The 22,671-nt window shown below is 52.5% G+C and carries 18 protein-coding genes and 2 tRNA genes; 12 read left to right on the top strand and 8 right to left on the bottom strand.

The annotated features are described in order from the left end of the window. The first annotated feature begins 51 nt into the window (after window positions 1–51). The 5 genes from ispG to der all read left to right on the top strand — a co-directional run bounded on the left by ispG (window position 52) and on the right by der (window position 5,838). Window positions 52–1,170: a flavodoxin-dependent (E)-4-hydroxy-3-methylbut-2-enyl-diphosphate synthase gene (gene ispG / locus VOI14_RS11720; protein WP_416361418.1), complete on the top strand. Its 1,119-nt coding sequence runs from the start codon at window positions 52–54 to the stop codon at window positions 1,168–1,170. Between the two features lie 66 nt (window positions 1,171–1,236). Next, on the top strand, window positions 1,237–2,484 hold the full coding sequence (hisS, locus tag VOI14_RS11725) for a histidine--tRNA ligase (protein WP_416361419.1): 1,248 nt from the start codon (window positions 1,237–1,239) through the stop codon (window positions 2,482–2,484). Between the two features lie 49 nt (window positions 2,485–2,533). Continuing rightward, entirely contained in the window at window positions 2,534–3,187 is a 654-nt protein-coding gene (locus VOI14_RS11730) for a YfgM family protein (RefSeq protein ID WP_323752238.1), read from the top strand. After that, window positions 3,187–4,356, top strand: coding sequence for an outer membrane protein assembly factor BamB (gene bamB / locus VOI14_RS11735; RefSeq protein WP_323752239.1), 1,170 nt, complete (start codon window positions 3,187–3,189; stop codon window positions 4,354–4,356). The genes VOI14_RS11730 and bamB overlap by 1 nt, the downstream gene beginning before the upstream one ends. Window positions 4,357–4,416: 60 nt before the next feature. Beyond that, entirely contained in the window at window positions 4,417–5,838 is a 1,422-nt protein-coding gene (gene der, locus VOI14_RS11740) for a ribosome biogenesis GTPase Der (protein ID WP_323752240.1), read from the top strand. Between the two features lie 33 nt (window positions 5,839–5,871). Here the strand turns inward: der and pta are convergent, their stop codons facing one another. From pta to VOI14_RS11755, 3 genes are read right to left on the bottom strand one after another with little or no spacing between them, the layout of a single operon-like run. After that, window positions 5,872–8,025 (bottom strand): phosphate acetyltransferase, encoded by a 2,154-nt coding sequence (pta, locus tag VOI14_RS11745; protein ID WP_323752241.1) that lies wholly within the window; start codon window positions 8,023–8,025, stop codon window positions 5,872–5,874. A 27-nt stretch (window positions 8,026–8,052) separates the two neighbouring features. Continuing rightward, on the bottom strand, window positions 8,053–9,237 hold the full coding sequence (locus VOI14_RS11750) for an acetate kinase (protein WP_323752242.1): 1,185 nt from the start codon (window positions 9,235–9,237) through the stop codon (window positions 8,053–8,055). A 20-nt stretch (window positions 9,238–9,257) separates the two neighbouring features. Beyond that, the gene (locus VOI14_RS11755; RefSeq protein ID WP_323752243.1) at window positions 9,258–11,675 is read right to left on the bottom strand and encodes an EAL domain-containing protein; all 2,418 of its coding nucleotides are present in this window, start codon (window positions 11,673–11,675) and stop codon (window positions 9,258–9,260) included. Window positions 11,676–11,951: 276 nt separating this feature from the next. Here VOI14_RS11755 and ccoM point away from each other — a divergent pair, with 276 nt between their 5' ends. Next, the gene (ccoM, locus tag VOI14_RS15640; protein WP_416361420.1) at window positions 11,952–12,107 is read left to right on the top strand and encodes a cytochrome c oxidase subunit CcoM; all 156 of its coding nucleotides are present in this window, start codon (window positions 11,952–11,954) and stop codon (window positions 12,105–12,107) included. A gap of 10 nt (window positions 12,108–12,117) precedes the next feature. On the opposite strand, the gene VOI14_RS11765 is transcribed toward ccoM, so the two are convergent. The 3 genes from VOI14_RS11765 to VOI14_RS11775 all read right to left on the bottom strand — a co-directional run bounded on the left by VOI14_RS11765 (window position 12,118) and on the right by VOI14_RS11775 (window position 13,600). Then, a tRNA-Glu gene (locus tag VOI14_RS11765) sits at window positions 12,118–12,193 on the bottom strand. A gap of 87 nt (window positions 12,194–12,280) precedes the next feature. Further along, on the bottom strand, window positions 12,281–13,186 hold the full coding sequence (locus VOI14_RS11770) for a TIGR01777 family oxidoreductase (protein ID WP_323752244.1): 906 nt from the start codon (window positions 13,184–13,186) through the stop codon (window positions 12,281–12,283). Between the two features lie 36 nt (window positions 13,187–13,222). Then, entirely contained in the window at window positions 13,223–13,600 is a 378-nt protein-coding gene (locus tag VOI14_RS11775; RefSeq protein ID WP_323752245.1) for a CbiX/SirB N-terminal domain-containing protein, read from the bottom strand. Window positions 13,601–13,654: 54 nt separating this feature from the next. Here VOI14_RS11775 and VOI14_RS11780 point away from each other — a divergent pair, with 54 nt between their 5' ends. The 4 genes from VOI14_RS11780 to VOI14_RS11795 all read left to right on the top strand — a co-directional run bounded on the left by VOI14_RS11780 (window position 13,655) and on the right by VOI14_RS11795 (window position 17,385). Further along, window positions 13,655–14,257, top strand: a complete 603-nt coding sequence (locus VOI14_RS11780) for a DUF924 family protein (RefSeq protein WP_323752246.1) — start codon at window positions 13,655–13,657, stop codon at window positions 14,255–14,257. Between the two features lie 175 nt (window positions 14,258–14,432). Continuing rightward, window positions 14,433–14,508 (top strand) — tRNA-Gly (locus VOI14_RS11785). Between the two features lie 136 nt (window positions 14,509–14,644). After that, complete coding sequence (locus VOI14_RS11790) at window positions 14,645–15,442, top strand: MOSC domain-containing protein (protein ID WP_323752247.1); 798 nt, start codon at window positions 14,645–14,647, stop codon at window positions 15,440–15,442. 5 nt (window positions 15,443–15,447) lie between these two features. After that, a complete protein-coding gene (locus VOI14_RS11795; RefSeq protein WP_323752248.1) occupies window positions 15,448–17,385 on the top strand; it encodes an ATP-binding cassette domain-containing protein in 1,938 nt (645 codons plus the stop codon). Window positions 17,386–17,492: 107 nt separating this feature from the next. Here VOI14_RS11795 and VOI14_RS11800 read toward each other — a convergent pair whose 3' ends face one another. Both VOI14_RS11800 and VOI14_RS11805 read right to left on the bottom strand, forming a co-directional pair. Then, window positions 17,493–17,924, bottom strand: coding sequence for a universal stress protein (locus VOI14_RS11800; RefSeq protein ID WP_323752249.1), 432 nt, complete (start codon window positions 17,922–17,924; stop codon window positions 17,493–17,495). 123 nt (window positions 17,925–18,047) lie between these two features. Next, window positions 18,048–18,866, bottom strand: a complete 819-nt coding sequence (locus VOI14_RS11805) for a hypothetical protein (protein ID WP_323752250.1) — start codon at window positions 18,864–18,866, stop codon at window positions 18,048–18,050. Between the two features lie 340 nt (window positions 18,867–19,206). Between VOI14_RS11805 and fadB the strand changes: the two genes are divergently transcribed. Next, entirely contained in the window at window positions 19,207–21,354 is a 2,148-nt protein-coding gene (gene fadB, locus VOI14_RS11810; protein WP_305897809.1) for a fatty acid oxidation complex subunit alpha FadB, read from the top strand. A 33-nt stretch (window positions 21,355–21,387) separates the two neighbouring features. Beyond that, window positions 21,388–22,563 carry an acetyl-CoA C-acyltransferase FadA gene (fadA, locus tag VOI14_RS11815; RefSeq protein ID WP_323752251.1) on the top strand — a complete coding sequence of 392 codons (1,176 nt, stop codon included), beginning with the start codon at window positions 21,388–21,390 and terminating at the stop codon, window positions 22,561–22,563. The last annotated feature ends 108 nt before the right edge of the window (window positions 22,564–22,671 follow it).

Here is a 22,671-nt window from a genome sequence, read left to right on the forward strand (position 1 = left end):
TCACACTCGAACCCTGAATTAAACGTCCGGATATAGTGTTGGTTCCTGTCAATGAAACAAGATTCCCCGATCAAAAGACGTAAATCCCGGCAGATCATGGTTGGTGATGTGCCCGTAGGTGGTGATGCACCTATCGCGGTTCAGAGCATGACCAACACCAATACCTGTGACGTGGCTGCCACGGTAGGTCAGATTAATGCGATTCAGGAGGCCGGGGCCGATATCGTTAGGGTATCTGTGCCGTCTATGGAGGCTGCTGAAGCGTTTGGTCAAATTCGTAAACAAGTATCGGTGCCGCTGGTAGCGGATATTCATTTCGATCATAAGATCGCGCTGCGTGTCGCAGAGCTGGGCGTTGATTGCCTGCGAATCAACCCGGGAAATATCGGTCGAGATGATCGTGTCAGCGCCGTGATCAATGCTGCCAAAGATCGCAACATTCCCATTCGTATCGGGGTGAATGCGGGTTCTCTTGAAAAGGCATTGCAGCGCAAATATGGCGAGCCGACGCCTGAGGCGTTGGTTGAATCAGCGATGCGCCACATCGATATTCTGGACCGCCATGATTTTCAAGACTTCAAGGTCAGCTTGAAGGCTTCCGAAGTATTTATGACGGTAGCTGCATATCGCTTGATCGCGGAACAAATTGAACAGCCTTTGCACCTGGGCATCACCGAGGCGGGTGGTTTCCGCTCGGGTACCGTGAAGTCTTCAATCGGTCTGGGAATGCTGTTGATGGATGGCATCGGTGACACCATCCGGGTATCACTGGCTGCGGATCCAGTCCAAGAGATTAAAGTTGGTTTTGATATTCTGAAAAGTCTCCGGTTGCGTAGCCGCGGGATCAATTTTATCGCTTGCCCGAGCTGTTCCAGACAGAACTTTGATGTTATTCAGACCATGAACGACCTGGAAGGGCGGCTGGAAGATGTGAACCGTTCGCTGGACGTTGCGATCATCGGTTGCATTGTTAACGGCCCGGGTGAAGCCCGTGAGGCGGATATCGGTTTAACCGGCGGTTCACCGAAGAATCTGTTTTATCTTCACGGAAAGCCAAACCAAAAGTTGGTCAATGAAACGCTTACGGATGACCTGGAACGGTTAATTCGAGAAGAGATTGCTCGTCGCGAAGAGCAGGACTCGCTGTTAATTGCTAAGTCCGAAGATTGATCTCCAAACATTTATTTAAGAAGCAATCAGGGTTTTACTTTGGCTAAAATTCAGGCAATTCGGGGGATGAACGACATTCTTCCGGACCAGACACCTGTCTGGCAGTACGTTGAATCAACAGTTCGAAAAGTACTTTCACAATACGGCTATCAGGAAATTCGTATGCCGATTGTAGAGCAAACCGATCTGTTCAAGCGTTCCATCGGCGAAGTCACCGACATTGTCGAAAAAGAAATGTATACCTTTGATGATCGCAACGGCGATAGCCTGACTTTGCGCCCGGAAGGTACTGCAGGATGTGTGCGTGCTTCGGAAGAGCATGGCTTACTGTTCAATCAGACTCGGCGCCTTTGGTACACCGGCCCGATGTTCCGTCACGAGCGTCCCCAAAAAGGCCGTTACCGCCAGTTCCACCAAATTGGCGTTGAGTGCTTTGGTATGGCTGGTCCGGATATCGATGCCGAGCTGTTGATGTTGACTGCTCGCCTTTGGGACGAGTTCGGCTTGTCTGCCCATGCCCGCCTGGAGATCAACTCCATCGGCACCAGTGAAGCCCGCAAAGTGTATCGGGAAGCATTGGTTAGCTACCTTGAGCAGTTTCGTGATGAGCTCGATGACGACAGCAAGCGTCGGTTAACGACCAATCCGCTTCGAATTCTCGACAGCAAAGATCCCAATACTCGAAAATTGCTTGAGAACGCTCCGAGCTTGGATGAGTATCTCGACGAAGAGTCTGTGGCGCACTTTGAACAGCTTAAATCACTGCTCGACGCGGCAGGTGTTGTATATACGGTGAATCCGGCGCTGGTCCGAGGTCTCGATTACTACGGTAAGACCGTGTTTGAATGGGTTACCGAAAGCCTCGGCGCGCAAGGAACCATTTGTGCCGGCGGTCGATACGATGGACTGGTCCAACAGCTCGGTGGCAAACCAACGGTTGCCGTCGGCTTTGCAATGGGCCTGGAACGTCTGATATTGCTTTTGGAAACGCTGAACTTGATTCCAGAAGACGTTAATAATCAGGCGGATGTCTATGTCACCGCGATGGGTGACCAGAGTGTGGCGTCGGCCATGGCTATTGCGAATACATTGAGAAATGAGTTGCCCGGCAAAGTCGTGATTACCCATTGCGGCGGCGGAAGTTTTAAAAGCCAGATGAAGAAGGCTGATCGTAGCGGAGCACGCTATGCAGTGATTCTTGGCGAAAATGAAGTGGCCAATCGGACCGCAGGCTTAAAGCCCTTGCGCGATGATCAGCCTCAACAGGAAGTCTCGCAGTCAGAGTTGGCCAGTGTTCTGGCTGCACTTGTGTAACGAATTCGACCGACTAACGGGCAACAACAAATAATTGACAGGAGTTTTCATGGCTGAGTTACGCACCGAAGAAGAACAGGTCCAGGCAATTAAGGACTGGTGGAAGAAGAACGGTAGCTCACTGCTAATCGGTATCGGCGCGGCCTTGGCCATTGTGTTTGGTTGGCAGGCTTGGCAAAACCATCAGGCTCAAGAGCGTGCGGAAGCCGCTAATCAATTTACAACGTTGCTGACAGCGTTCTCTACAGGCGATGAAGACAGCAAAAATACCGTTGAGTTCGTGGCCGAATCTTTGCGTGAAGAGCATAGCAGCAGTGCCTATGCCATTTATGGAAACCTGGTATTGGCACGTCAACAGATGATGGTAGAAAACGATCCTGAAGCGGCCATCGAATCGTTGGAATGGGCATTGGACAAGGCCGCTGATTACAAGGCGCTGTCGCTGGTTATCCGGAACCGCCTTGCTCAGGCTCAATTCGCGGCCGGTGATCACGATGCCGCATTGGCGACGTTGGATGGTGCAGGTGATGCGCAAACCTTCGCAGCTGTTTTTTCCGAACTGAAAGGCGACATCCTATTGGCGAAAGGTGACAGCGAAGGTGCGCGGAAAGCGTATCTTGCTGCACGAGAGCAAGGGCAGGCACGCGGTGGCGACTTGCTGGAGCTAAAACTGTCTGACCTTGGTGTCGGGGAGGGTGCTTGATGCCTTTGGGGCGCAATAAACCGTTTGGGTTAGTTTCAGCATGTGCTGCCTTGGTCTTGTTACTGGGCGGGTGCAGCGCAACGGATACGTTTGAGCAGCCAGCGCCGGTACCTGAGATTGAAACCAGTGTCGGTTTTGAGCGCGTTTGGAAAATGTCCGTCGGTGAAGGACATGACGGTGAATTTCTGCAGTTAGCGCCCTTGTATGCAGGTGACGTAATTTACGCTGCCTCTGCGGATGGTGAAGTGGTTACCGTCGCTGCGGAAGATGGCAAGGTGGTTTGGTCAAGGGAGCTCGATGACCGTATCTTCGCCGGCCCTGGTGCCGATGGGAATCAGCTTTATCTCGTAACCCGTGATGCAGAACTGATCGCATTGTCCAGTGAAGATGGCGCCGAAAACTGGCGCGTCGATTTGCCAACAGAAGTTTTGGCAGCACCGCAGTCAAATGGCTCTCTCGTGGTGGTTCAAACGACGGATGGCCGAGTGATCAGTTTTGATGCCGAAAAGGGTGAGCAGATTTGGCACTATGAAGCGCAAGTGCCCGTACTCACAATGCGCACAGCCGCAGCCCCTCTGGTAGGAGCAGACATTGTCATTGCCTCGTTCGCAAATGGCCGGGTGATTGCCCTTGGGGCTGAGAATGGCCAGCCTGTGTGGCAGTATCAGGTAGGGCAGGCGCAAGGGCGCACTGAATTGGAAAGATTGGTCGATATTGGCGGCCAGCCACTGGTATTGGATTCGGCCATTATGGTGGTCGGTTATCAGGGTAAGCTGGCGTTGGTTGACATTCGTTCAGGCCAGGAAATCTGGAGTCGCACGGCATCCAGTTACTATTCGCCTGCGATCGGCAATGGTAATATTTTCCTTGCAGTGGCAAACGGTGATGTCCTCGCACTGCGTGGTAACGACCGGCGTGAGCTTTGGACGCAAAGCGATTTGGCATGGCGTCAGGTGACTCGCCCTGCGGTGGCCGGAGAGTACTTGGTTGTTGGTGACTACGAAGGATATCTGCACGTAATGCAGATGAGCGACGGTCGCTTGGTCGGCCAAATGAAATATGACAGTGACGGTATCCGCGTACCTGTCCAGGTACTCAGTAATGGTAACCTGTTGGTTTATGGTAACGGTGGCAAATTGTCGGTTCTGACGCTTGAACAGGACGACTGAAGGCACGCTGAATTTACCCGGCTCAGGCCGGGTTTTTGTTTCTTTGTATAGCAGATAATTATGACCCCAGTAATTGCCCTTGTAGGACGCCCGAACGTTGGCAAGTCCACCTTGTTTAACCAAATGACCCGATCTCGGGACGCTTTGGTCGCGGATTTTCCGGGACTAACCCGTGATCGAAAGTACGGGGAAGGTTTCTGCGAGGATCGTAAGTTTATTGTTATTGATACTGGTGGACTCACGGGCCAAGAGGCCGGTTTGGACTCGGAAATGGCCCAGCAGTCCTTGCAGGCAGTGGACGAGGCAGACATTGTATTGTTTCTGGTGGACGGCCGTGCAGGTCTGACAGCCGGGGATGAAGTGATTGCTGATCATCTGCGTCGCTCGGATAAGCAAGCCCATCTGGTGGTGAATAAAACCGATGGCCAGGACCCCGATGTCGCGGCGGCTGACTTTTACAAGTTAGGTTTTCAGTCTGTTTTCATGATTGCAGCCGCTCATAACCGCGGCGTCCGTTCGTTGCTTGAATACTTGCTTCCGGAACCTGAAGAGCCGCTTGATCAAGATCGGGCGGATCGTTATCCAGGTATCCGTATCGGTGTTGTGGGGCGTCCAAACGTGGGTAAGTCCACTCTGGTCAACCGCATGCTTGGCGAAGAGCGAGTGGTGGTTTACGACATGCCGGGCACGACCCGGGACAGCATTTACATTCCTTACGAACGACATGGGCATGAATACACCTTGATCGATACTGCGGGTGTACGCCGAAGAAAGAACGTAAAGGAAGTGGTCGAAAAGTTTTCCATCATCAAGACCTTGCAAGCGATTGATGATGCCCACGTTGTGATTCTGGTGATTGATGCGCGTGAAGGCTTGGTTGACCAAGATTTGCACCTGATCGGCTTTGTGCTGGACGCCGGACGTTCGTTGGTCATTGCGATCAACAAGTGGGATGGCATGGGCTCGGAAGATCGAGCGAAAGTAAAAGAGCAGGTCGCGCGCCGTTTGGACTTCCTCGATTATGCTGATAAATACTATATCTCAGCGTTGCACGGTACCGGTGTCGGCACCATGTATGAGTCAGTACAGGCCAGCTATGAGTCTTCGATGGCCAAGTGGCCAACGAATCGGTTGACGGCCATTCTTGAAGATGCGATTGCGCAGCATCAGCCACCGATGGTCCATGGCCGTCGAATTAAGCTTCGATACGCCCACCAGGGTGGTTCCAATCCCCCTATTATTGTCGTACACGGTAATCAAGTGGGCTCTTTGCCAGGGGCTTACAAACGCTATCTTGAAAACACCTTCCGTAAGGTGTTGAAAGTGGTTGGTTCGCCAATTCGTTTCGAGTTCCGCGGCGGCGAAAACCCCTTCGCGAATAAAGTGGATCGACTCACTCCGAGGCAGAAGGTTAAGAAAGATAACGATATGAAGAAAGGTCGTATCGTGAAGAGAGTCCGACAGAAAAGCACAAAGCGCTGATCCGCCGGATTACCTGTCTGAACAGAGAGCGGCCTAGGCCGCTCCTGCATCTTCTACCTGTTTAGCCTGAACGCAGGTCAGTGCGATGGTGAAGACAATATCTTCTACCAGAGCACCCCTAGACAAATCGTTGACAGGTTTTCTCAGGCCCTGCAGCATCGGACCGACACTGACAACATTAGCGCTACGCTGAACGGCTTTGTAGGTTGTGTTGCCCGTGTTGAGGTCAGGGAATACAAAGACCGTTGCCTTGCCTGCCACTTTGCTGTCAGGTGCCTTCGATTTACCCACGCTCTCGATCACCGCTGCGTCGTACTGCAATGGGCCGTCGATTAAAAGGTCTGGCCGGCGTTCACGGGCAATGCGTGTTGCTTCCCGTACCTTTTCAACATCCTGACCTGTTCCGGATTCTCCGGTGCTGTAGCTGATCATGGCTACGACCGGTTCAATTCCAAAGGCTTCGGCGGATTCTGCACTCTGAATGGCTATGTCTGCCAGCTCCTCGGCGTTCGGGTCGGGGTTGATGGCGCAGTCGCCGTAAACCAGAACCTGCTGTGGCAACAGCATGAAAAAGACCGACGAGACCACCTTGGCTTTGTCGTGGGTTTTGATCAGCTGCAGTGCAGGGCGAACGGTATTGGCTGTGGTGTGTATGGCACCCGACACAAGTCCATCGGCTTCGTCCATGGCGACCATCATGGTTCCAAGTACAACGTTATCCTCGAGGAGTGCTTCGGCTTGATCCGCAGTCAGTCCTTTATGTTTACGCAGTTCTACCATTGGGGCGATATAGCGTTCGCGCACGGACTGTGGGTCGATAATCTCCATATCGTCCGGTATTTGAATGCCCAGCGAGTCGGCTACCGACTGCACCTCTTGGGGGGGGGCAATCAGCGCGCAACGGGCGAGTCGCCGTTCATGGCAGATGATGGCAGCCTGAACCGTTCTGGGCTCGCTACCCTCAGGCAGAACAATGCGTTTATCGGCCGCGCGGGAGCGCTCAGACAGTTGATAACGGAATGCCGGCGGCGAGAGTCGGCGCTGCCGTGTTACTTTCAGGTGCTCTTCAAGCCATGCCGTATCGATGTTTTTAGCGACCGCTTCCATGGTCTGCTCAACCCGTTCCGTATCGTCAATAGGCACTGTCGGGGAAAGACTGGCCAGTCTGTTGGCAGATTCATAGGTGTTGTTGTTGGAGCCAAGAATAGGTAGCCCTGTATCAAGCGCGCGTCGACAAAGTTCGATGACGTTGTCGTCGGGGATCAGGCCGCCTGTAAGCACCAGTCCCGCAAGCGGAACGCCATTCAGAGCGGCAACGGCCGTGGTGACGATAATATCGTCCCGGTCCCCCGGTGTGACCAACAGCGTGCCGGGCTTGAGTATGTCGGTCATGTTTCGGATGGTGCGGGCGCAGACGGATACTTTCTGTACCCGGCGTTGGTGCATCTGGCCTTCATGGAGTACGTCGATCCCCAACTCTCGGGCCACGTCCGACACTCGGGGCGCAAGGAGTTGGGGGTTCCAGGGAATTTGGCCCAACAAGTGGAATCGCCCGCTCGAAAATACCGTGCAGGCGATCGGGAAATCGATCGTAGGCCTGTCGTCTTTGGGCTGGAACGACAAATCCGGGCGTGACTGTTGAGGCTCGCCCACTTTGTTGAGAATAACGGCGATGACCTCCGGGTCGGAAGGCGCTGCGAATAAGCGAGCGGAGAAGTCGAGTTCTTCATCCAGCTCTTTCGCTGAGCAGTCTTTGGGGGCGCTCACGAGAATAACTTCAGAACCTAGATTGCGCGCTACCTCTACATTCAGGCGCGCGATGTAGGTCTCGCCGCTGTCGGGGACTAGACCTTCGATAATGACGACGTCGACTTCTTTGGCGACCTTTTGGTATTCGCCAATCACGTTTTCCAACAATAGGTCTGCTTTTCCGCGATTCAATAATTGTTGAGCTTTTTTCAGCGGGATTGGATCCGGAACTAGCTGTTCGCTGTGGGCGCGCACAAAAGCAACGGAGGAATCTAGACCACCATTATGAATGGCTTCTCCTTGATGTACGGACTGGGTGAAGGGTTTGTAAAAACCAACGCTAACTCCCTCTTGTTCCAGTGCCCTCAGCAGCCCGAGGCATACTGAAGTCAGGCCTGAATTCATTGACGTTGGCGCTATAAAAAGACTTTTTGCCATGATGTATCCAGTTTGAGTCGTAAGTGGTCAGGCGTTGGCGAGCCGGTTGGCTTCACGGGCGATCACTAATTCTTCATTAGTCGGGATCGTGAGCACCGGAAAACGAGAATCGACACTGCTGACTCGGTTATTACTCTGTGCACCGTGTTGCTGGTTCCGTTCGGGATCGATGTCCAGGCCTAGCAACCCCAGATGATTGATGGTTTCTTGTCGGACATGGGCGCTGTTTTCACCGATTCCGCCGGTGAATACCACCGCGTCTAGATGCGAAAGTGAAGCGGTCATTGCGCCGATATAACGCGCTAACCTGAAGCAAAACACGTCTATCGCTAACCGTGCGGGTTTATCGCCTTGATCGGCGAGGTCACACAGCGTACGCATGTCGTTGGTATGCCCGGATAGACCCATCAAGCCACTATCGTTATTCAGCATCGTATGGACTTCCGCCGCACTCACGCCGCGACCTGAAAGGTAATCGAACAAGCCCGGGTCGACGTCACCGCTACGTGTCCCCATGACAAGCCCCTCCAGCGGTGTGAGCCCCATGCTCGTATCAACGCTTTTACCATCTCGTATGGCAGTGATGCTGCAGCCGTTTCCTAAATGCGCTGAGATAATCGACGCGGTCTCCATGGGTTTGGCAAGTAACCGAGCGGCTTCTTGTGCCATAAAGTAGTGGCTGGTTCCGTGGAAGCCGTAACGGCGCACACCCCAGTCCTCGTAACAGTGCTTTGGCAGGGCGTAACGGTAGGCTTTTTCAGGCAACGTTTGATGGTATGCCGTATCAAACACAGCCACCTGAGGTACCGATGGAAATAGCTCTTGCATGGCTTCAATGCCAACCAGGTTCACGGGGTTGTGGAGTGGAGCAAGGCTAGAGACGTTTTTGATTGCTGTGATGGTTGCCGAGTCTATCAAGGCGGCTTCACGGAAGGTCTCTCCACCGTGAACCACCCGGTGGCCAATGGCCATGGGTGGGCCTTTGAGTAGTTCTTTTTGATTGAAAGTTTCTATGAGTACCTGAAGGGCCTGCTGGTGATTGGCGCCCTCTGGGAGTTCTATGGGATCGAGGTTGCCATTTATACGGGCACTAGCATCTTGATTATTGAGTCTTTCGGCCAGCGCCGAAGCTTTCTTCTTGTGGTGCTTGTCGAATAGCGCGAGCTTCACAGATGAACTACCGCTGTTTACGACCAGTATCGATTCGTCCATGGATTTTGCCGTTTTAATGCTTAGATATTGGCCCGATGGTTGTTCTCGAGCCAGTGGATAAACTCCTGCTCGGGCAGGGGGCGGCTGTAAAAGTAGCCTTGGGAGTAATCGCAATGCTCCGATTTAAGAAAGTGGGTTTGTGCTTCTTCTTCGACGCCTTCAGCAATGACTGTCAGACCTAAGCTGTGGGCCATGTTGATGATGGCTCTGACCAGTGCGAGGTCATCGGAATCGGTAAGAACATCTTGAATGAAAGACTTATCGATTTTAAGCGTATCAAAGGGGTACGTTTTGAGGTAGCTCAAAGCAGAGTAACCGGTTCCAAAATCATCAACCGATAGTCTGACACCGGCGACATCGAGTTGCCGTAGGATGTCGGCGGTTTCTATGGTGTTATCCAGAATCAGTCTTTCGGTTATCTCCAATTCGAGTAGCTCAGCTTTGAGATTGCTGTCAGTCAGCGCTCGGAGCACCACATCAGTAAAGCCGGGATCCCTAAATTGTCTTGGCGATACATTGACCGCAATACCCACATCGTAGCCAGTCAAAGCTTGCCAGCATTGCGCAGCCTTGCAGGATTCTTGGATAACCCACTCACCGATGGGAATAATCAGGCCTGTTTCTTCAGCTAATGGAATGAAACGGTCCGGCATCACGGTACCGAGCGAAGGGTTATTCCAGCGTAACAAAGCCTCGGCCGCGATGAACTTACCTGATGGTGTCTCAACAATTGGTTGGAATACCAACTGGAATTCATTGAGTTCTAACGCTTTTCGCATGTGTGATTCCATGTGAAGGCGTTCGTGCGAAACTTCGGTCATTTCCGGCGTGAAGAGCGCGTACGAGCTTTTGCCCTGATGCTTGGCTTCATACATCGCGGCATCGGCGTGTTGGAGCAGTGTGCCGCTTGTCTCAGCATCGTCCGGGAATGAGGCGATGCCAATGCTGGTTGTGACAAATACTTCTTGAGCATGAAGTATGAAAGGGGGGGAGAACGTTAGCAAAATGCGTTCCGCAACCTGGCACGCATCGCTCTGACCTGTCAGCCCGGGGAGTATGACCAGAAACTCATCGCCGCCAAGCCGTGCCACTGTACTTGTTCCGCGCAGGCAGCTGGATACCCGGCGAGCTGCTTCTACCAGCAAGGTATCACCCGCATCATGGCCGAGTGTGTCGTTAATGTGCTTGAAATTATCGAGATCGAGAAACATCACCCCGACTTGCGTGTTATCCCGACGGGCTTGAGCAATGGCGAGCTTCAAGCGATCGAGTGCGAGCATTCTATTCGGCAGGCCTGTGAGGATGTCGTAGTTGGCTTGTCTCAGCAGTTGTTGTTCATAACGCTTTCGAATGCTGATGTCTTCCCCGAGAATCAGGTAGCCGGTGGTTTCATCAACGGCACCTTTGATCGGTGTGATGACCAGTTGCTCCCAGTAGCGTTCGCCATTAGAGCGCGTGCTGTTTACTTCGCCTTGCCATACCCCCACGCGCTGAACCTGAAGGCGTATAGATTGCCAAAGTTGCTGGGCATCTCGTTCGGTCATGCTTTGACTGATGAGGCTGGATGGGTGCTGTTTTTTGATGTCCCCAAGGCGGTGGCCGGTAAGTTGCTGAAACTTCCGGTTGGCGTATTCAATGTGCCAGTACTTATCACAGATAAGAACTGAAGAAGGGCTTTGGTCAATGGCTTTTGAAAACTTGCGTATCTCGGCAGCATCGTGTTCGCGGCGCGCTATGTCTTCATTGAGCCTTTCCCGCATCTGGTTAATGGCCTCCGTCACCATGCCCAGTTCATCTTTGAGGTGACCTGCAGGCTCATGGCGGTCGAGCTGTAAAGGCCGAGAGAGGTCATCGAGCGATAAATCGCGAGTGTACTCCGCCATAGCTGTCAGATGACGGGTTACTAAGTGGCGGAAGATGGAAAGGATAACGATAGACACCACAAAGATGGTTAAAAACTGGGTAATCAAGGTGACACCAATCTTGGTTTTGAGATCGGCATACACGCGATCTAGGCTTGCCGTGATCGTCAGGCTGCCAAGCTTAAACAGCTCACCCTCGTAATGGTCGAGATCAAAGCTGTGGCTAAGCGTAGTCGAGTTGTTGGGGATGCTGCCCATGATCAGCTCGGAATCGGGTTCGATACGCAGCCGTAAATGGGAGATATCAGGTAGGCTCAGAATGCCTTCCATCTGGGTTTGCAGGAGTTTCTGATCCAGTGCCCATAAGCTCCGGGTGAGGCTTGATACATAGCCCGATTCAATGACTTCCATTCTGTCTTCGATATCGTTCAAGTCTTTTCGGTAGTCAGAGTATATTTGAACGCCTGATGCCAGCAGTGTCAGGGCCGAGCTAAAGATAAGGATCCAGCTAAGTAGCCGGAAGGAAAGGGGGGAGGTTCTTCGGAATCGCCTCAGACGACTGGAGATATCTGGCATGTTTTTAGTTTGGTCACCGCATAAAGTTCCGGGCTGGGCCGACATGTCCGGGGAAGTCCTGAATTGAGCGTCTTAACTCATGAGTTAAAACTGACTATAGCAGCAGTCTTTTTCAAATGCTTTTGAATTGCATATGGGGGACAGCAAAAGGAGGTGTACTTCTCAGCTTTGGTTGAAAGGCCTTGCAACGACATGCACTTGACGCAGGTCAATACTAAGTTTTTGACCACCGCGTAACCTGAGCACAGTCAATTTAGAGCTGTGTTGGGGAATGTTATGTTTATGGATGTGGTTGTTTTCGCCGGAATCGCGACTGTATTGCTGATGATCTGCTTTTTCGTCGGTGTTGGACTCTTTATTCGCAAAGATCAGGAGCGACACGATGAAAAAGCAAAACGGAAGGGTGATGCAAGCCAGGTTGGCTTGTCGTAGCGAAAAAAATTGGCGTCCCCTAGGGGGTTCGAACCCCTGTTGCCGCCGTGAAAGGGCGGAGTCCTAGGCCACTAGACGAAGGGGACGCAACGTTTTCTTCACTTGCCTCGTCGAGGTGGCGCGTATATTAAGTAACGACCGGTTGGCTGTCAATGGTTATTTTTTAAAAAGTTTCATTTTTTTACGCTGTCGCGCAATGCGCTCTGCAAATCGGTGTAGCGGAACTCAAATCCCTCCGATTGCAGTCGCACTGGTACGGCTTTTTGTCCGGTAAGAAGTAGCCCGGCCATTTCGCCAAGTGCCAGCTTGAGAACCGGTGCCGGTAGCGGGAGAAGTGCGGGACGCTTCAGCACCTTTGCGAGTGAGCGTGTAAACTCGGCGTTGGAAACGGGATGGGGGCTAACCATGTTGTATGGGCCTTGGGCAAGGTGGTTCTCCAACATCCAAATTAGACCCGCCACGACATCCTCTCTATGCACCCAGGGCATGTATTGCTGTCCGGTGCCGAGCTTACCTCCCAGTCCTAGCTTGAAGGGCAGTAACATTCGTTCAAGGAATCCGCCGTGCTTGCCTACAACAAGTCCTGTTCTCGAAAGGCATACCCGGACGCCATCCGATTGCAGAGAACGTGCCGCATCTTCCCATTCTGAGCAGAGCTGATGGGTAAACTCCGGATTCGGTGTCGTGTCTTCTGTGACGAGGTGGTCTCGTTGATCACCATAGAAGCCGACTGCCGAACCTGAAATCAATGTTTCAGGTAACAGGTTCCAGGTTCTGGCTACTTTGACTAGGCTGAGTGTCAGTGCGACGCGACTGTCTAATAGAGTGGCTTTTCTTTCGGAAGACCAGCGCTTGTCGGCGATGCCTTCACCCGCAAGGTTGAAGATGACATCAAAGCCTGGGTGAGCTTTTAGCAGGTTGAGGTCGGTTACTGGCTCTACTTGGCCGCAGGTGGCCTTAACTGTTGCTGGTTTCTGTCGGCTTAACACCGTGAGTGTATGGCCAGCTTTTAGCAGTTGTTTGCACAACTCCCGGCCGATGAAGCCGGTGCCTCCGGTAACAAGAATCTTCTTCGACATGCCGATCTCCCCGGTCATCGTTAATAACCGATGCGATTAGACTGCTGCTTTTGCCAGTTCTTCTTGCACGACATCTCTGATAGCTAGACCAAGTTGAGGGTTATAGCCAATCGGGTCTGCTAATCGCATGGTCACGTTGTGCTCCTCTGAGATGGCGTCAATCATTGCTGGTACGTCTTTACGTAAGTGTCGACCGGCCGCAAGAAATAAGGGGACCACGGTAAATTGTTCGGCTCCTTGTGCTTTAGCCTGGGCCACTATTGTGTCCATAGAGGGTTCTGCTAGCTCCATGTATGCAATAGTGGAGTTCTCTATAGCGTGGAGGGTGGGTTCTGCCAGTTTCTCGAACGTTTGGCACCAGCGCCTGTCGCTGCTGCCATGAGCGAGCAAAATGATATGGTGCGGGTTGGTCATAAAGTCTCCGGTAGTGTCTGCAGTTCTAACGTTAATGTATCAGGGAGTTAGGGAATGTTCGATTGGAAAGAGCTTTTGGATTTCTGGTTTGGTGAATTAGATGATCAGGGGCTGCCGGACAAGTTTCATCGAGGCCGCTGGTTTCGTTCCGATCGTGCTTTTGATCAGGAGATAAGGCGGCGTTTTATGTCGCTGGTTGTTTTCGCGTCCGAACAGGGGCTGGAGAATTGGAGGGCGCAGCCAGGGGGGGCTTTGGCTGAGATCATTTTGTTGGATCAATTTGTCCGGAATATCTATCGGGGCACTTCGCTTGCCTTTGAGCACGACCGACTGGCGCGGGACCACTGTAAGGCAGCCATGCGTAGAGGTTTTGACGTGGCCTTACCATCGGTGATGCGTGCGTTTATATATATGCCATTGCAGCACTCAGAGCGTTTGGATGACCAGGACTTGTCGGTGCAGTGTTATCGTCAGTTGGCGGCAACTGAAGGTGGTCTGCTTGGCGAGTTTCTTGAGAGTTTTGTGCAGTCCGCTGAGGACCATCGTGAAGTTGTTCGGCAGTTTGGGCGATTTCCACACCGAAATAGAGCCTTAGGGCGGATTTCCACAGACGAGGAGGGGCTCTATTTAAAGCGTGGTTCGCGATACGGACAGTAAGAGTCGGGGTCGCTCAGAATCGATGGGATAAGGAAAGGGCGATTCTCATGTTGAATAGTAGGTTGATATTTGAGCGAACGATAATTTGCCAAAAAAGTTTCAGAAAACTGTTGACGACCGGGCCGCGATCAGTAGAATACGCAGCCGTTGAGAGGCAATGCCTCACAGCTCAAAAGCGGGAATAGCTCAGTTGGTAGAGCACAACCTTGCCAAGGTTGGGGTCGCGAGTTCGAATCTCGTTTCCCGCTCCAGAATTTAGAAAAACCCGACCTTCGTGTCGGGTTTTTTGTTTTTGATTATCGGTAATTTGTCTCCTCCCTGCTTTAGTGGTCTGCCTCGGTTATAATCTGTCGTCTCATTTTTAACCCTGTGCTCGAAGAGTTCTCTATGAACGTTCAGTCCCTCAATATATACCCAGTAAAATCGCTGGCCGGTATCTCGGTGTCGTCCGTCGAATTGGATGATTTCGGCCCTTCCGGCGATCGTCGGTGGATGATCGTTGATGAGTTGGGGAAGTTTGTCACCCAGAGGCGAATGCCGCGCTTGGCATTGATTAAAACTGTGCTTGATGAGGGCGTGGTAAGTATTCGTATTCCAGAGCAGGGCGATTTTACTCTCGAGCCTACCTCTGAACAGATGGACGTAACGGTATGGCGCGATCAGGTTATCGCCAGTGGAGGGCAGGACGCTGTTAATGAGGCTTTGAGTCGCTTTACCGGTGAACGGTTACGGCTCGTGTATATGCCAGACTCAACGTTTCGTCGTGTTGATCCAGAGCGGGTACGTGATGTTCGGCGAGTGGGGTTTGCGGATGGCTTTCCCTTTCTCGTTGTGAATTCTGCATCTCTGGACGAGCTGAATAGTCGACTTACAGGAGCGGTCGATATTCGGCGGTTTCGCCCTAATATTGTGATCTCCGGCGCGAAAGCTTGGGATGAAGATCGATGGCGCTCGCTAGCCATCGGTAGTGTGAGTTTTAATGTGGTCAAACCGTGTTCGCGGTGTGTGCTTACGACCGTTGATCCGGATACCGGAGTGAAGGATCCCAATACCGAACCGCTCAAGACCCTGTCCGGTTACCGAAAGACCGGGGACGGGGTGATATTTGGTCAAAATGCAGTGCATGAGAGCCGCGGACGGATTGTTGTTGGGGATTCCGTTTCTATTTTCGAGCAGGAGTGTTGAATACAGTGCCTTTGTTAACCCTGGATAAAATATCCCTGTCGTTTGGTATGCACCCGTTATTGGATGGTGCATCTTTGCTTATTGATCCAGGTGAGCGGGTTTGCTTGCTCGGCCGTAACGGTGAGGGCAAGTCGACACTGCTCAAGATCGTTAAAGGTGACATAACACCTGAGAATGGCGTGGTTCGGCTCGAAGAGGGCGCTGTGTTGTCGGTGTTGCCTCAGAATTTACCCTCGGAGGACACGCGAACGGCGTATGAGGTGGTTGCGTCGGCTTTCCCCGAAACGGGCGAGTTGTTGGCGCAGTTTCATCAGCTGTCCCAGCAAGCGGATGAAGCCAGCCTGAACAAAATGATGGTGGTTCAGGAGCGATTGGAAACGCTGGATGGCTGGCGTTTGGATCAAAAAGTTACCACTATTCTGGCCCAGTATGGTGTCGAGCCGGACCGGGCTTTGAATACCCTGTCCGGTGGCTGGCAGCGGCGCGTTTTGTTGGCCAAAGCGTTGGTGGTTGAGCCCGACGTATTGCTGTTGGATGAGCCAACCAACCATCTGGATGTTCCAGCCATTGCTTGGCTTGAAGAGGCGCTGGCACAGTTTCGCGGCGCTATGCTGTTTGTGAGCCACGACAGGGCATTTATTCGTCGCATGGCGACCCGAGTTGTTGAGTTGGATCGTGGCCAGCTCGTGAGCTTTTCTGCTACTTACGATAAATACCTAGAACTCAAGGAAAAGGCGCTGGAAGAAGAAGAGCGGCAGAATGCGCTGTTCGATAAGCGCTTGAAGCAGGAAGAGACGTGGATCCGCCAAGGTATCAAGGCGCGGAGGACCCGTAACATGGGGCGCGTTCGTCATTTGAAAGCGATGCGCGAGGAGCATCGTCAAAGACGTGCGCGTGGAGGGACCGCGAGTTTTGCGGTGGAAGAAGCCGCGCGTTCCGGCAAATTGGTTGCTGAAGCCAATCACGCCGATTTTGCCTATCCCGGGCAGTCTCCGATTATTCGCGATTTGCAGCTAACCGTCATGCGCGGCGACAAAATTGGCTTGGTCGGTGAAAACGGAACAGGTAAAACCACGCTGGTTCGCTTGCTTTTGGGTGAACTAAAACCTAGTTCGGGCAGCATGCGGCTGGGTACCAATCTAAAGGTTGCGTATTTTGACCAACTTCGTGGTGAGCTGGATCTGGAGAAGAGCGCCCTTGATAACCTCTCTGAAGGGCGTGAATTCATTGAGATAAATGGCCAGAGCAAGCACGTTCTTGGCTACTTGCAAGAGTTTCTGTTTACGCCCGAACGGGCACGCTCCCCGGTCAGTGTGTTTTCAGGTGGTGAGAGAGCGAGATTGTTGCTGGCTAAGTTGTTCAGTAAGCCTGCTAATATTCTGGTGCTGGATGAGCCTACCAACGATCTGGATGTGGAAACTCTCGAACTACTTGAGGAGCAGGTATCCGAATTCAAGGGTACGGTGCTTGTGATCAGCCACGACCGTGAATTTCTCGATAATGTCGTAACCGATGTGATCTTTCTGGATGGCACTGGCTCGGCACGGGAGTATGTGGGCGGTTACAGCGATTGGCGCCGTCAAGGCGGTGCTTTTCCGTCTGAAGCGTCGGGAAGTCGTCCGGATAAACAAGATAAGCGTGGCAAGGAAGTGACTGAGGTGGTGGCTGCAAAGGCTGCTGGTGCCGCTGTTGAGCGGTCGCCAAAGCCGAAACAGGTCAAACTTAGCTACAAGCTGAAGCTTGAGCTTGAGCAATTGCCCGCCAAAATCGAACTGCTTGAAGCCCGCGTTGCGGAGTTACAGGAGGAGATTGCTGCGTCAGACTTTTATTCTAGAGCGTCAGACGAAGTGGCTTCCACTCTGGACGCATTAAGTGAAGCGGAGACGCAGCTGGAAGCGGTCATTGAGCGCTGGATGGAGCTGGAAGAACAGGCGGGCCAATGAGAAGTTCATTGCTTGCTTGAGTGCGACGGCGCCACTGGAGAGTCGGCTAAGATAACGGCACGCACGAGTGAGACAGGGGGCGTAAGCTTGCCCCCTTGCTTTCGGATTCAATGGATTCTGATGGCCATGACGTCGCATTCTGTTCCGTGCAATACCCCGTTTGCTGTGGAGCCGAGCAGTAACTGAATGCCTTTTCTGCCGTGGCTACCGACAATCGTCAGGTCAATATCGTGTTCGGATACGAGTCGGTGTATTTCAGACTCCGGTCGGCCTACGGTAACGATTTGATCTTCTTTGCTGATTCCGTATTGCTCGCCGTACTTTCCTAGTTGTTCTCGCGCAGCTTTATCCAGTTGTTCCTGCAATTCCGAGAGGTCCATGGGGATATCACCGCCATAAGCATAGCCAACTGGCTCAACCACGTGCGCGAGAATGAGCCTGGCACCATGGGCTTCACAGATCGCTTTTGCTTTGTCTAAAACTTGCGGGGCCTCTTCCGTTAAATCAATCGCCACCAGCATTCGCTTGTAGGTTGGCATTTTTTCACTCCTTCGTGATTTACAAGGCATGAACCAAGCATAGTACCGTTAGGTAATCGATGAAAGGGGGCGAGGAGAGCGGAGGAAGCCAAGTCAACGGAAATTGACCTGGCGCAAGTAGCTTTAGCTATTGTTGCTCATCAGTTCGATGGCGGAAGCCAGGCCATTAATGATGCCTTTCGAGTAACGGTCGATAATGAAAGACACGTTGTTGTCGTTGTAGTTGACGTAAGAGTTACGAATAAACTGCCACTTGGAGAAGATGTCGCTCAGGGTTGTCTTGAGGTCGCCTGATGGCGAGCCAGTGCTCACGTTTTTCAGATGATCTTCGAAGACTTTAGCCTGTTCGTCCAGGGGGACTTCGGTGTTTGCGCCTTGAAAGGTTTGGGATACAGACGAGTGGGTGCGGGCCGCGTAACGCGCCATCATCTGCGCCATAATGACCGACGCAGACCGTGCGGACTCAATTCGATCGTCTGCTTTTGCGCCGCTATTTTCCTGAGCGACACTGTAAAGCTCCGTTGCGGTTGTGTTCATTGTTAAGGCTTGGTCGGCCATGTCTGCCATTAATCGAAGGTCTGGATAGCCTCGATCACGCACCTCATTAATGTTGCTGCGCATCAGACTCTTGAACTTATCAAATGACTGGTTGAGCTCCTCAATCTGATCGCTGGAGAGTACGCCGCTGGTGCTGGCAATCACCGAATTCATGGCATCGTTCGCTTTGTTAATGGCGACCACGATCCGGTTCAGGGTTTCCGTGTCGCCCGTTGTGCTGAAATTGTAGAAAGCGTCGACGGCGAGGTAGTTGTTGATGCGAAAGTCATGAAGGTCAGCCAGAAATTCTCCGCCCGTCTCTTGAGCTCGAGCTCCAAAGCTCGCAAGTAAACAAAATAGAACTGCCGTGACGATAGAATTGATACGCGTGCGATTGCCGGTCATCGGAAGAGTCTCCGTAATGCGGTTTTATTATTGTGGTTTATTATCGTTCAGCGAAGTTAAAGTAACTCAGCGGGCTTATCAAGTAGTTTCCCGCAGTTACGAAGAGTTCCGTGAGCTAGTTCCGCCCGATTTCCAGGTGAGTTTCTCGGAGCTTCCGAAAGAAACAAATTGACAAACGCTCCGTTTTTTTTCATCGTGTGCCCTCACGATTCAAACAACTGTATGAATATTGGATCGGAAAGATCGGGCAGTGACCGAAATCTCGCTGCACAAACAGCCGGTTTAACGCATTGCGTTGGCTGGCTGACAGCAGTTCCAAACACAGACTGGAGATCAGTTGATGATTTACGAAGGTAAAGCCATCACGGTTAAAGAGATCGACGGTGGGATCGCTCAGTTGGACTTTGACTTGCAAGGCGAGTCAGTCAATAAGTTCAACCGTCTCACTATCGAAGAGCTAGGCGCCGCAGCTGAAGCACTCAAATCCCAGAAGAACCTGAAGGGTCTGGTTGTAACCAGCTCTAAAGACAGCTTCATTGTCGGTGCAGACATCACCGAATTTACCGAGCTGTTTGCGGGTTCAGAGGAAGAGCTTGTCGCCAACAACTTGAAGGCGAACGAAGTATTCAACGCCATCGAAGACCTGCCGTTCCCGACCGTTACCGCCATCAATGGTATCGCTCTGGGTGGTGGTTTCGAAATGTGTCTGGCTACGGACTACCGTGTAATGGCACCTAAAGCCAAGGTAGGACTACCAGAAACCAAGCTGGGTATTTTCCCGGGCTTTGGTGGCACCGTACGTTTGTCGCGTCTTGTCGGCGTTGATAACGCGGTTGAGTGGATTGCCGGTGGTACTGAGAATCGTGCTGATGCCGCTCTGAAAGTTGGCGCTGTTGATGCCGTAGTTGCTCCAGACCAACTGGTTGCCGCTGCTGTTGCCATTATCAATCAGTGCAACGAAGGTAAGCTGGATAATCAGGCGCGCCGTGAAGAGAAAAAGGGCAAGATCAAGCTGAACGCCATGGAAAGCATGATGGCGTTCGAGATCTCCAAAGCGTTTGTTGCTGGCAAAGCGGGTAAGAACTATCCGGCACCAGTTGAAGCGATCAAGACCATGCAGAAGCATGCCGGCATGACTCGCGACAAGGCTCTTGAAGTCGAAGCCAAAGGCTTCGCCAAAATGGCCAAGACCAATGTTGCCGCTTGTCTGGTAGGTCTGTTCCTGAACGACCAGGCGCTGAAGAAGAAAGCCAGCGCATGGGAAAAAGAAGCCTCTGATGTGAAACTGGCCGCTGTATTGGGCGCCGGTATCATGGGTGGTGGTGTTGCTTACCAGTCCGCACTGAAAGGCACGCCGATCATCATGAAGGACATCAACCAGGACGGCATCGCGCTGGGCCTGAAAGAAGCCAAGAAGCTTCTGTCCAAGCGTGTTGATAAAGGTCGTATGGACGCTGGCAAGATGGCCGACGTTCTGAACAGCATCACTCCAACCCTAAACTACGGCGATTTCAAGAACGTAGACCTGGTTGTTGAAGCGGTTGTTGAGAACCCGAAGGTGAAAGATGCCGTTCTGCGTGAAACCGAAGATGCGGTTCGCGAAGACGCTATCCTGACCTCTAACACCTCCACAATTTCCATCAACCTTTTGGCTAAAAACCTGAAGCGTCCGGAAAACTTCTGTGGCATGCACTTCTTCAACCCGGTGCACATGATGCCGCTGGTTGAGGTTATCCGCGGCGAGAAGACCAGTGACCGCGCGATCGCGACCACCGTTGCTTACGCCAAGGCCATGGGCAAGACTCCGATCGTTGTTAACGATTGCCCGGGCTTCCTGGTTAACCGTGTACTGTTCCCGTACTTTGGTGGCTTTGTAGGCCTGGTCCGTGACGGCGCCGACTTCCAGAAAGTCGACAAGGTTATGGAAAAGTTCGGCTGGCCGATGGGTCCTGCGTATCTGCTGGACGTTGTTGGCATGGATACCGGCAAGCACGCTGGTGAAGTCATGGCCGACGGCTTCCCGGATCGTATGAAGCACGCAGAAACCACTGCTATCGACGTAATGTTTGAAAACAACCGTTACGGTCAGAAGAACGATGTTGGTTTCTACAAGTACGAGCTGGACCGCAAGGGCAAGCAGAAGAAAGTTGTAGACGAAGAAACCTACAAGCTGCTTGAGCCAGTAGTACAAGCCAAGAACGAATTCAGCGACGAAGACATCATTGCCCGTATGATGATCCCTCTGTGTCTGGAAACTGTACGCTGCCTGGAAGATGGCATCGTAGAAGATCCTGCCGACGCAGATATGGGCCTCATCTTCGGTATCGGCTTCCCGCCGTTCCGTGGTGGTGCGCTGCGCTACATCGATGATATGGGTGTAGACAAGTTCGTTGAACTGGCAGACAAGTTTGCAGATCTGGGTCCTTTGTATCACCCGACCGAGAAGCTGCGTGAAATGGCCAAGACTGGCGAAAAATTCTTTGGCTAACCCTGAAAGAGATTTCCGAACGGAGAAAGATCAATGAGCCTTAATCCGAGAGACGTTGTCGTCGTCGATTGCGTACGGACTCCGATGGGTCGTGCCAAAAACGGTTGCTTCCGTAACGTACGTGCGGAAACCCTGTCGGCTACGCTGATCGACGCACTGTTCGAGCGCAACCCAAAGCTCGACCCTAAGCAAGTTGAAGATGTGATCTGGGGCTGTGTAAACCAGACTAAAGAGCAGGGCTTTAACGTGGCTCGGCAGATTTCTCTGCTGACCCGTATCCCGCACGAGTCTGCAGCACAGACCGTAAACCGCTTGTGTGGCTCCGCGATGAGCGCCATTCACACTGCGGCCCAGGCCATCATGACTGGTAACGGTGATGTATTCATGGTTGGTGGCGTTGAGCACATGGGTCACGTGCCTATGACCGCTGGTTTCGACCACAACCCGGCGTCATCCAAGTATTCCGCTAAAGCTTCCAATATGATGGGCCTGACCGCGGAAATGCTGGCCAAAATGCACGGTATCACCCGTGAGCAGCAGGACGAATTTGGTGCGCGTTCTCACCGCTTGGCTCATGAAGCCACGCTTGAGGGCCGCTTCAAGAACGAAATCGTTCCAGTGCAAGGTCATGACGAAAACGGCTTTGTGAAGCTGATTGAAGAAGACGAAACCATTCGTCCAGAAACCACTGCGGAATCCTTGGGCCAGCTGAAGCCGGCTTTCGATCCGAAGAACGGTACTGTGACGGCTGGTACTTCTTCGCAGTTGACTGACGGTGCTGCTGCGATGGTACTGATGTCGGCAGAGCGTGCTGAAGAGCTTGGTCTGAAACCGATTGCTAAGATTCGCAGCATGGCAGTAGCCGGTTGTGATCCCGCGATCATGGGTTACGGTCCAGTTCCGGCGACCAAGAAAGCGCTGAAGCGTGCAGGCCTGAAAGTTGAAGATATCGACTTCTGGGAGCTGAACGAAGCCTTTGCTGGTCAGTCTCTGCCAGTGCTGAAAGACCTGAAGCTTCTGGGTGTAATGGAAGAGAAGGTTAACCTGAACGGCGGCGCGATTGCTCTTGGGCATCCGCTGGGCTGCTCTGGTGCCCGTATCTCTACCACCCTGCTGAACGTCATGCAGGCCAAAGGCGGTAAACTTGGTGTATCCACCATGTGTATCGGTTTGGGCCAAGGCATCGCAACGGTCTGGGAGCGTCTCTGATCGAATAATCAAGATCAGTAGCGCTTGCTCAGGAGGCCCGGCTTATGCCGGGCCTTCCTGTTTCTGGCGCTCCCTTTTGGTGCCAAAAATTCAGAAAAACACAGTTTC

This window comes from Marinobacter sp., from assembly GCF_034669625.1.
Taxonomy (GTDB): domain Bacteria; phylum Pseudomonadota; class Gammaproteobacteria; order Pseudomonadales; family Oleiphilaceae; genus Marinobacter.